Source organism: Pseudomonas sp. GM84 (assembly GCF_000282535.1).
Lineage (GTDB): Bacteria > Pseudomonadota > Gammaproteobacteria > Pseudomonadales > Pseudomonadaceae > Aquipseudomonas.
In genome coordinates, this window is the sequence record NZ_AKJC01000035.1 from 1 (window position 1) to 10714 (window position 10714).

General features: G+C 57.6%; 12 protein-coding genes. 8 read left to right on the plus strand and 4 right to left on the minus strand.

Annotated elements, in window-relative coordinates; genetic code table 11:
• Window positions 1-128: 128 nt before the first annotated feature.
• Window positions 129-680 carry a hypothetical protein gene (locus PMI38_RS02715; protein WP_008090384.1) on the minus strand — a complete coding sequence of 184 codons (552 nt, stop codon included), beginning with the start codon at window positions 678-680 and terminating at the stop codon, window positions 129-131.
• 102 nt (window positions 681-782) lie between these two features.
• Between PMI38_RS02715 and tri1 the strand changes: the two genes are divergently transcribed.
• Window positions 783-1898: an ADP-ribosylarginine hydrolase Tri1 gene (gene tri1, locus PMI38_RS02720; RefSeq protein WP_008090385.1), complete on the plus strand. Its 1116-nt coding sequence runs from the start codon at window positions 783-785 to the stop codon at window positions 1896-1898.
• Window positions 1899-1946: 48 nt separating this feature from the next.
• The gene (locus PMI38_RS02725; RefSeq protein ID WP_008090387.1) at window positions 1947-2648 is read left to right on the plus strand and encodes a hypothetical protein; all 702 of its coding nucleotides are present in this window, start codon (window positions 1947-1949) and stop codon (window positions 2646-2648) included.
• Window positions 2649-2741: 93 nt separating this feature from the next.
• Here the strand turns inward: PMI38_RS02725 and PMI38_RS02730 are convergent, their stop codons facing one another.
• The 3 genes from PMI38_RS02730 to PMI38_RS26290 all read right to left on the minus strand — a co-directional run bounded on the left by PMI38_RS02730 (window position 2742) and on the right by PMI38_RS26290 (window position 4236).
• Complete coding sequence (locus PMI38_RS02730; protein WP_238540154.1) at window positions 2742-3089, minus strand: hypothetical protein; 348 nt, start codon at window positions 3087-3089, stop codon at window positions 2742-2744.
• Window positions 3090-3404: a hypothetical protein gene (locus tag PMI38_RS02735; RefSeq protein ID WP_008090389.1), complete on the minus strand. Its 315-nt coding sequence runs from the start codon at window positions 3402-3404 to the stop codon at window positions 3090-3092.
• A 118-nt stretch (window positions 3405-3522) separates the two neighbouring features.
• Window positions 3523-4236, minus strand: coding sequence for a hypothetical protein (locus PMI38_RS26290; protein WP_008090391.1), 714 nt, complete (start codon window positions 4234-4236; stop codon window positions 3523-3525).
• Between the two features lie 294 nt (window positions 4237-4530).
• Between PMI38_RS26290 and PMI38_RS02740 the strand changes: the two genes are divergently transcribed.
• From PMI38_RS02740 to PMI38_RS02765, 6 genes are all read left to right on the plus strand, one after another.
• Complete coding sequence (locus PMI38_RS02740) at window positions 4531-5505, plus strand: hypothetical protein (protein WP_050548545.1); 975 nt, start codon at window positions 4531-4533, stop codon at window positions 5503-5505.
• Window positions 5506-5509: 4 nt separating this feature from the next.
• The gene (locus tag PMI38_RS02745) at window positions 5510-6205 is read left to right on the plus strand and encodes a hypothetical protein (protein WP_043272847.1); all 696 of its coding nucleotides are present in this window, start codon (window positions 5510-5512) and stop codon (window positions 6203-6205) included.
• A 26-nt stretch (window positions 6206-6231) separates the two neighbouring features.
• Entirely contained in the window at window positions 6232-8085 is a 1854-nt protein-coding gene (locus PMI38_RS02750) for a type VI secretion system Vgr family protein (protein ID WP_008090397.1), read from the plus strand.
• An 11-nt stretch (window positions 8086-8096) separates the two neighbouring features.
• Window positions 8097-8684: a hypothetical protein gene (locus PMI38_RS02755; RefSeq protein ID WP_008090398.1), complete on the plus strand. Its 588-nt coding sequence runs from the start codon at window positions 8097-8099 to the stop codon at window positions 8682-8684.
• Window positions 8685-8721: 37 nt separating this feature from the next.
• A complete protein-coding gene (locus PMI38_RS02760; protein ID WP_008090400.1) occupies window positions 8722-9189 on the plus strand; it encodes a DcrB-related protein in 468 nt (155 codons plus the stop codon).
• 4 nt (window positions 9190-9193) lie between these two features.
• The coding region (locus PMI38_RS02765; RefSeq protein ID WP_008090403.1) for a DUF6531 domain-containing protein at window positions 9194-10714 on the plus strand (1521 nt) is incomplete at its 3' end.

The window sequence follows — 10714 nt, forward strand, 5'->3', positions numbered from 1 at the left end:
ACGCAGTGCCTCATACCGCGCCTTGAGCGCTGGGTTATTTTCACCGCCACCAGGCACGCCATGTACAACGCGCGCCTGACCTCAAATCTCATCATCGAGAGATCCTTGGTGGGCAGGGGCGCGATCCACTATCTGCCATCGACCTGAATGCAGATGTCCTTCTTGCCGACCCTTTTGCACGGCCAATGATCGTTGATGTAGAAATCCGGCGTGAAGCACACGCGCTCATCGTTCACCCAGAACATCTGCCAGCCGGACCCCGAGATCCGCAGCTTCGGGCAAGACCAGTAGCCCTTCGCCGAAAGCGTGGCCGTGGTCAGCGCGATCATCGCCGGGGCGAGGCAGGCCATCATCACCAACGTCAGCTGCAGGGAGCGCAACTGAAACCCGTAAAGCCACGAAGTCTTGGGCGGGTCGAACTTCTGCCCGGTCCACGCAGCGATTGCGCAGGCCACGATCATCAAGGGTGTCAGCGCAATTCCGGCGAGTACGAAGAAGCTCTTGAGCGGCGTTTCCACGACCGGCGCATTGCGGTAGAGGCGGCCATACAGCGGCACGATCTCCGTCCACAGCACATAGACGCCAAGTGCCCCCGCGGCGAGCATGCAGAGGGCGAAGCCGATGGCCATCGACCTGAAGAGAAAAGGGGATCTGACATGGAGCTCGGAAGGGTGCTTCACGGTGACCTCAGCGTTCCTTGCTTGGTTTGCGTCGTTGCGAGGTTAGCGCAGGGGTGCGCAGAATAGGTGCACGGACGAGACCACCCAATGCAAGGAACCCGCATGATCGACCTCAGAAGCTCGGATGCAACCCTGAGCGAATACGCGCAGCGCTACAACCACCTGTACCCCGAGCCTTCGCCGCAGTTGCTGCAGCGCATGGACTACATGCTCAAGCCCGACGCCCCCAGACTGCCACGCGTGAAACCCGCCTGGCTCAACGACCGGCCCTGCACGTTATCACAGGACCAGGCGCTCGACCGCGCGCAAGGCGCACTGTTGGGGTTGGCGATTGGTGATGCGGTGGGCACCACGCTGGAGTTCCAGCGCCGTGATGTGGGGCGGGTTGACGACATGGTCGGCGGTGGCCCTTTCCGCCTGGCACCTGGCGAGTGGACCGACGACACCAGCATGGCGCTGTGCCTGGCGGATACCTACGCCACCCACGGTAAGTTCGATTTCGCAGGCTTCGCCGACGCCTTGGTGCGCTGGTACCGCCGCGGCGAAAACAGCGTCAACGGCCGCTGCTTCGACATCGGCAATGTCACCCGCAGCGCACTTGAAAGCTGGGAGGCACAGGGCCTTGCAGGGCCGGTGAATCTTGGACCTTCTGCCGCAGGCAACGGGTCGCTGATCAGGCTTGCGCCAACGGCCATTTTCCGCCGCCATTCGCTCTCGGCAACCTGGCGCGAAAGTGCGACGCAGAGCAGGGTCACCCATGCCACCCAGGAGGTGCTGGACGGCTGCAGCCTGTTCGGCGCCCAGTTGCACCTCGCGCTCAACGGCGCCGACAAGCACGAAGCGTTGGCGCCGAAAGTGCGGCCACTGCTGCCTCGGCCCAGGATCATCAATGCCGGCGAATACAAGCTCAAGTCACGCGAACAGATTCGCTCTTCCGGTTATGTGATCGACACGCTCGAAGCCGCGCTGTGGGCCGTTTGGCACACCGATAATTTCAGGGACGCGATACTGCTGGCCGCGAACCTTGCCGACGATGCCGACAGCGTGGCGGCCACGGCGGGGCAAATTGCCGGGGCGTTGTATGGGGTATCGGGTATGCCGCCGGAGTGGCTGGCCAGGGTGGCCTGGGCGCAGCATATTCGGGGGTTGGCGACGCGGCTGTTTGAGGTATCGCCCCGAGGTGACGAGATGGACGAGCTGACTTACGACAGTTACTGATGGCCTGTTTCGTGAGCGAATGAAAGTTGACTGGGGAAATAGAGTTTCATGATCACGACTGAGCGTTTCTTCGGGGGTATCTGGTCCTTCTGGTTTTTGCTGGTGATGTTTTCAGCATTCACACTGGGGGTGGCGCCAAAAATTGTCTTCGTGCCGATGGCAGTGGTGATGGTGATGGTGTTCTGCTGGTGTGTGAAATGCGCCTACCGTTCGGAACGCTTCGCTGATTACGCGTCGTTGCGCCTCTGCTTCAGCTTGAGTGCCGGACCGTTGATTGCCTTCATTCTTGCGTTGGCCATTACCTACAAGAAGGCCAGGATGGGCGGCGTGCAAGCCTTGGCGCTCAGTTCGCTACCACTCGTGCTGACCGCGCTTGCCTGTGCGTGGGCGCACGGGCGTAGAAGCAAAACCAGCGCTTGGGTGTTGCGCGGTGATCGTGTGGAAGTCTATGGGCAGGCAGAAAACGTGAATCCGTGGCTACTGGGCGGGCTGAGTGCAGGGTTGAGTAGCGTGCTGTTTCCGATGATCAAGGCCTATGACGAATCGGCGGTCTTCTTGTTGTGTGTGCTGACGCTCATTTCGCTGTATCTGGTTTTTTATCACCGCAACAACATCGCGGCTTTGCGGGCGTTGAAAGAGCGTGAGCGACGGGAGAAGCGCCATTACACTTTCTCGGATATCGAATATGTGCGGGGGTTGCGCGAGGCTTCGTGGCTGGCTCGGGTATTTGCGCGTGCAACCAAGCGATGAAAGCTGATTGACTCAAGTTCAAATCATGGATCTGGGCAGGGTGAGAGCAGCGAGCAACCTGAATTTGATGGGGCAGGATGGCTCATTGCTCGCTCAAACCCTTTTGAACGTGTCCCACAGCATTTGCCGGATGCTGTCGAGCTGAACGTTAGCTGCTACTCGCTCATCAGCGGTACCCGCATCCACGTAAACATCAGAAAATCCCGATTTGGAGGCTGCCAGTGTTCTATAGATCGAGGCTGCATCCTCCCACGCTGTCGCGGTTGGCTTCGACATGTCATGAAGAATGCTGATGATCGAGTTTATCCCTTCATCAAACTGATAGCAGCGTTCGCTGTGATAGATACACTTGAGCGCCTGCAATTGCTTGATGATTTCTGTGCTTGTCATGACGCCCTCACAAGAAGTGATGTGGGTGTACGCGCTTTGTCGGTCAAGCACTCAAGATCTTTTCATTTCGGCCTGGAGCATGCGAAAGGCTTCCGAGCTTTGGCCGTCGATGAGCGCTACGTAAAACGAGGCGTAGGCAGCCTCAAGGTCGCGGTACGCGCCCAAGGGCGTTTCAGTAAAGTACCGATGGCCGGGAATGTCCCGTGGCTTCATCGGTGCGGTGATTTCTCGTTTCGCAGCACGTTCGAGCACGCCGTTCAGCTCTCGCAGCACCAACGCTGCAGCAGGCGCTTGGTGCTGATAGCGTTCTAGCAAGTTGCGCAGCTGTATAGCGGAGCGTTCAAGTGAATCCAGGTTAATGGTCATACCTTGGCCAGTAAGTTTCCGTCTAGAGCCGATTACCCATTCGGTGGCTTTGCCCATACTCGCTTTTAAGCGCAGAATGGGGGCTCGTCCTGAAGAGCAAGTAGCCTGGATATTAGGATTACTGGCGCCCGTCAACCTGGAGGCAGGCATTTTTATCACCCATGCGCTTGCAAGGCCAGCCGTCACGGGTATACGAGTCAGGCTTGAAGCAATACCGCTCATCATTGACCCAGTACACCTGCCAGGCAGATCCCGAAATCAGCAATTTTTGGCAGGGCGTGTAACCTTTGGCCCACAAGCCTAGTGTCACAAGTAGCGCAAGCGCAGGCGCTATGTAAATTATTGACCACAGTGTCAATTTATAAGAGTTATGTTGAAAACGGAATAGAAGGGTGTTGGCGGGAGGATCAAACTTCTTTGCATGCCAGCATGCGTACACTGAGGTGATTACAAGTATTGGGCTGACCGTGCACATGGCGATGAGCATGAACCCTAGGTACGGGGTTACCACGATGGGTGCATTTCTATACATTCTGCCCACTAACGGGAATACGTCGTGTGCCAGCCAATAGGCTGAAAGTAAACCTAAAATACCTGTGAAAAGACCCGTGGAGAGTGTCACGAGACGAAACAACTGTGGAGAACGCTCGTGAAACGCATGGGGTTGATATTTAGTCATTGTTGAAATTACGCCTGTGACAGTCCTTGACAAGTGTTGATGTATAGGCAAAAGATGGCGCAATGCCATCTCATTCATAATAGCTAATACAAAAGCTATTTGATGGCAATATGATGCCGTCGAATGGTGGTCATAGTTGACAGCGTCGCGCATTCCGGTGTTTCCTGCGCCCTCCACACTCTGCCGGCAAATCCATTTGTGATTTGGTTGGCATTTTCAGATGTTGTTGGGAACTTAGCTTTGCCGCTTAGGTCGCAGCGCCTGATGGGTGGGCCGAACTGCGCAAGTCGCGCAAGCAGGATTTTTGACAAGGACTACAGTGAGCATGGAGCTTTCTCCGCCAGCAGGCACCTACGCTGCCGCCATTCGTCTTCACGCCCACGCACTCCAGCGATCAGCACGGAGGGCGGCGTGAACAGAATCTATCCCTGTACCGCAGCCGATCCCATGGGCACCGGCGGGCAAGAAGGCCTGCTCGGGCAGGGCGACTTGCCGTGGCCCAGCGTCGTCGCTGCCCGGACCTACGGCCGGCTCGACATCGGCGGTATCTACTCTGCCGATGACATGAGCGCCGCGGAATTTCTCATCGCCGAATTGAAATCGCCCGACAACGAATTGACTGCGGACGAGGCTGAGGAATATGCGCTGCAACTGCACAGCCTGATCAGCAAGATTGAATCATCGGCCAAGGTAACCAAGGACCAGGTGCTGGCCCTCAAGGGAAAAGCCGAGGCGATCCCGATCGTCGGCCAGTTGTTGTTCGGTACGGCAAACTTGCCCGGAACAATTGCCAACGTGGGCGCCTTGGTTCATGCCGCATCGATGTCCACGAAAGTTGAAAACCTACTAGACATGACCGGTGACACCCGAAAGAAACTGAAGAAATGGGCGGCTTCGCGTGGGAAACCCAATAGTATCTCTGCCTCCCGGGCTTTGAAAGGGCGCCTGAAGTTGGTTCGGGTTGGCGGGAATCTGTACTTTGAGGTTCCCGCGAATACCAAGGCCAGTATATATAGGCTTTCCGGGGCTGTAGTGGGAAGTCATGCTCATATTCCGGCATTCAATACGGCCAAAGCTTTGCGCGCTACTGCCTATGTAGATGGTGCCGCGTACGGTAGCAGAGGGATTGGTTTAGCGCTGACCGGCAAACTATCGGGCGGGGTGCTGGCGTTCGTACCCCAAGCCGCCGTGGACTGGAGTAATTCGACGGATGTTACAGACTTCATAAAAAAATCTGCCTATAGCCAGCCTACCAACGGCCTGGCATTTGCGGCGGGTGTCGCCATCGGCATGGCTTCAGCACCGGCTGTTGTCGTTATTACGGTTTCAATTTTCGCGGGTTTAGCAATTCAACTTGCCATGAGTGACGATGGGTTGGGTTGGGCAACTGATCTCGGTAATTTCCTGACGGGCAAAGATTAACCTTATGTTTACTACCGAACGTTTTATTGCAAAAATTTGGGCCGCATGGATGTTGATTGTCATGCTTTCGGTGTTCATCGGTGGGGCAGTTCCAAAGCTACTGGCCATTCCGGCAATTGTCGCTGTGATCGCGATGACGGTGTGGTGCATCGAGTGTGCCTATCGCACCGTGCGGTTTGTGAATTACGCCAACTTGCGCTTGTTTTTCAACTTGTCGTTTGCACCGCTTTTCGCAACGATGGTAACGCTTATCATCGCTCACAAGAAAATGAAGTTGGACGTACTGCCCTCTCTTGCTCTGGGCGTCGCGCCAATCGTGTTGGCACTGTTGGCCTACGCGTTGGCCTATTACTGGCGCAGTAAGAGCAGCGTGCTGGAGTTTCAGGGAAACCGCGTCGAATCCCGCGAGCCGCCGCAAAAGGTCCAATGGTGGCAGGCCGGTTTGTCTGCCGGCTTGAGCAGCCTGGCCTACCCATTGATGAAAACCAATGATGTACCCATGACCGGTCTGATCTACGGCTTTGTTTTCATTTCCTTGTTCATGATTTTCTACAACCGCGACAAGATCTCGGCGCTCAGGGAACTGAAGGCGCGGGAAGTGCGCGAGAACCGGCGTTACACCTTCATGGATATCGAAAGCATTCAGGGCATGCGTGCCGCATCCTGGCTGGGCAGGCTGTTCGCCGTCCGGGCACGCTGATGTTCGCAACTGACAGGGAGTAGTTTATGTTGACCGACGTTCTTTCCATGCTCGCGCCCCAGAACAGGCGCCTGTTCAAGCTCAATATCCTGTCGCAGAGTGCCAACGACGAGTTTCTGCTCGAGCACTTCTCGGGCAGCGAAGCCTTGTCCAAGCTCTACGAGTTCGACCTGGCGCTGCTCAGCCACCAGAGCGACGTAAAGCTCAAGTCCCTGATCGGCAGCCCGGCCACCGTTGAAATCGAATTGGCCGACGGTTCCTACCGCCACGTCAACGGTTACATCAACCGCTTCAGTACCCAGGGCAGCGATGGCGGCTATGTGCGCTACGCCGCCGTGCTGGGGCCATGGCTGTGGATGCTGACCTGCCGCTTCGACACGCGGATCTTCCAGGAAAAAACGGTACAGGACGTCGTCAGCGAAGTGTTCGCCGGCTTCGGCTCGCTGGCCAAGTACGAATTCCGCCTGAGCAAACCGCTCAAGTCGCACAGCTACATCACCCAGTACCGCGAAAGCGACTTCAATTTCGTCCAGCGCCTGCTGGAGAACGAAGGGCTGTTCTATTACTTCGAGCACACCGCCGACTCGCACCTGATGGTCATCACCGATGACTCCAGCACCCTGGTGCCATTGCCCGAACAACCGCAGATCCGCTTCCACTCCGCGTCGGTGACCGAAACCGCCGACTCGATCACCCAGTGGCAGGCATCCAGGCAGCTGCAGTCCGGGAAGATCGCCGTTCGCACCTTCGACTATCGCCAGCCGCGCAACTTCCTCCCGGTAACCATGCAAAGCCTCAACGATCAGGGCGACGTGGACCGGTTCGAGGTCTACGACTTCCCGGGGCAATACACCCACGGCACTTACGAAGACGGTGAAGCCATGGTGCGCAACCGTATCGAAGCGCTCGAGCTGATGGGCAAGACCTTCTACGGTGACAGCAACTGCCGGGCCATGAAGCCTGGCTATACCTTCGAACTCACCCAGCACTACGCCCACGACATGGGCGATGCCGAGAACCGTCAGTTCCTGCTGCTGAGCGTGGAGCACCGCGGCAGCAACAACTACATGACGGGCGACCAGGCCGGTTACCTGAACCGCTTCGTCTGCGTGCGCAAGAAGATCGCCTACCGCCCGCAACTGAGCACCCGCAAGCCATTGATCAACGGCCCGCAGACCGCGATCGTCGTCGGCCCGCCCGGAGAAGAGATCTTTACCGATGAACTTGGCCGCGTGAAGCTGCAGTTCCACTGGGACCGCCAGGGCCAGTTCAACGACCACAGCTCGTGCTGGGTCCGCGTCGCCCAATCCGGCGCCAGCGGCGGCTTCGGCAGCATCCAGATCCCCCGCGTCGGCGATGAAGTGGTGGTGGTGTTCCTCGACGGCAACCCCGACCGCCCGCTGATCATGGGCAGCCTGTACAACAGCACCAACACCCCGCCCTGGGCGTTGCCGGCGAACAAGACCCAGAGTGGCTTCCTGACCCGGTCGATGAAGGGCGACGGCGGTACGGCCAACTTCTTCCGCTTCGAGGACAAGGCCGGCGCCGAGCAGATCATCATGCATGCCGAGCGCAACATGGATACCGAGATCGAGCTGGATGAGACCCATCAAGTGGGGAACAACCGGTCGATCAAGGTCGGCGGTACGCACGCCGAGGTCATCAAGAAAGACACCGTGGTGAATGTCCAGGAGGGCAGTTACACCCTCCAGGTAGACAACAAGTTCATCCAGGTGAGTGCCAAGGAACGCATTCTGCTTCAGGTGGGCGGCAGCAAGATCGCTATCACACCTGAAGGCATCACCATCGAGGCCGACAAGATCGACATCCTCGGTAAGAACACCTTTGTCAAAGGTGATCGCGTTGATATCAACGAGTAGGGTGCACGCTGATGTACAAACCCAGCATCTACGACAGAATTTCCCAGAAGCGCGAAGCCGCCGAAGCGCTCGCCCAACAACAAGCCGAGCAGGAGCGCGCAGCCGCCGAAGCCTTGAGCAAAATGCCGGAACCTGTACCTGTACTGCCTCTGGATATTGAGCAGAATGCATTAAGGGTTGCAGGGCTCAACATGCTCATGCCGACAGGTTTCAATTTTCGCGATATCCAGACCACCCTGGAGTTCGCCGGATGCGAAGTAACGTTCAGTGCGCGTCGCAGAATTGCACCCGATGGGCTGGACCTGCCAAAGGCAGTTGATCTGTATGTGAAGAATCTGCGTGATGTCCATGCCGAAATGACCCTCGTACGTCAGGCCCAATGTTTGCTGGCAGGGCATCCGGCGATGGCGCTCGATTACCTGTTTCCTGACGGCCGAGCGCGCCGTCACGGACGCACTGTATGCGCGATGATCACCAGCGATGAGGGCCAATCACGGCAGTGGCTCGAAGTCTCTACTCAAATAGACCCGAGCCAGGCTGGCCTGGCCGACTGGTTGATCAAGTTCGATGCGATGCTTGCGGGCATGACGGCACATTAAGCACTCCTATTTCTCGTTTTAATGGATTATCAAGTCAATGGACTATCAGCTTCAGGAAGGATCTATCACGTTGCCGGAAGGCTTTCAGGACCGAACGGTGAATATGTTCATCCTGGGCAGCAACATTCCCGCACCACTGAATATCACGCTGTCGCGTGACAACCTGCTACCCGCCGAAGACCTCAAGGCCTACATCGACCGCCAGGTGAAACTGATCGCGACCAAGCTTCGCGGTTACACCGTGCTGAGCAAAAAACCTGCGCAGTTATCTTCCAGCCAGCCGGTGGCCGGAATGCAGGTCGAGGGGTACTACCTGAACGAAGGTCGGCCTGTTTATCAGCGCCAGGCAGCGTTCGAGGTCGCGCCCGGGCGCATTCTGGTGTTCTCCACCACTAGCCAGAAAGACTTCAGTGGCAAGCAGAACGAGAGCTGGTTACAGCTTTTGAACAGCTTCCAGCCGCGGCAGGATGCCGCTGCTTCATCCGACAACGCCACTCAGGACTGAGCTCATGTTCGAAGCAGCGCGTTGGGGTGATGAGATCGAACACACCGGCGCCCTGGCCGGGTTTCTCGCCGGGGCGGTGATTGGGCTGGCGATCGCGACGGCGGCAGCCTTTACCATTTGCACCGCGGGTCTTGGCGGATTTCTATTGGGCGCCGCAATTGGTTTAGGCGCTGGCTTGTTACCCATGCTAGGCGAGAAGTTCGGGTCGATGTTCAGTTCGCCGGCAGGGCAGATCGAGCTTGCCGGGTGCTCGACCAACGTGTTCATCAACAAACGCAATGCTGCCCACGCAGAGCTCAGCACTGCAAAGTGCGACAAGCACCCACCGCCTGTACTGGTAGCGGAAGGGTCTTCGAATGTCTTCATCAATGGCGTAGCTGCTTCACGCAAAGGCGACAAGCTTACTTGTGGTGCAAAGATCTCTGGTGGATCGAACAACGTCTTCATCGGGGGGGGTACTGAGCGTTATCTACCGGTGGACGAGGAAGTTCCGGAGTGGTTGCGTGTCACGGTCGACGTGCTGATGATCGTCGCTTCCATGGGCCGGTCGGTGCTCGCGGTTGGCCGTCTGGGATTGCAAGCCGGCCTGAAGGCTGCAGGCCCCTGCGCACTGCAAACGGGCGCCACGATCGCCGGTAGCTACCTGGCAGGGCGCTTCATCGTCGGCCCAGCCATTGAGCGAGCGATTGGCGGTTTTGCCGGTAATCCTGTGGACATGACCAACGGCCGCAAGCTCCTGGCCAATGAAACCGATTTTGTGCTCCCCGGGATGATGCCCATCGAATGGTCGCGGTTTTACGCCAGCGACCTGACTGTCGACAGCGTCATGGGGCAGGGCTGGGTGCTGCCCTGGGAGCAAAGCCTGCGCCGTAGCGGCGGATTCGTTTACCTCACCGATAATCAGGGGCGCCGTGTTCCGTTCATTGACCTGGAGCCGGGCGAAAGCATCTTCAACCCAAATGAAAAGGTTCATCTGGTCCGTACCGAAGGTGGGCACTACCTGCTCCAGACGTTGGACAACGTGTTCTTCTATTTCGGTGAAGTGCCGGATACCAATTGCGCCGTGCCGTTGCAACGTCTTGAAAACGCGCTGGGCCATTATCTGCATTTCACCCGTGACAGCGATGACCGCCTGACTGATATCAGTGCGCCTGGCGGCGTGCGGGTTCACCTGCACTATGACCATCCGCTTGGACGGTTGACCGATGTCAAGCGCATCGTAGACAAGCAAGCCGTGGAAACGTTGGTGCGCTATCGCTACGACGATAACGGTCAACTGGTAGAAGTGATCAACCGCAACGGCGATTCGGTACGTCACTTCGACTACGCCGAAAACGTCATGACCCGGCACACCAACGCGCTGGGGCTGATTTGCGAATACCGCTGGGAAACGCAGAATGACAAACCCCGCGTAGTCGAACACTGGACCAGCGATGGCGAGCACTATCACTTCCGTTACGACTTCGCCAACCGCACCAGCTGTGCCACCGATGTGCTGGGGCGCGAGCTGGAGATCCAGTACAAC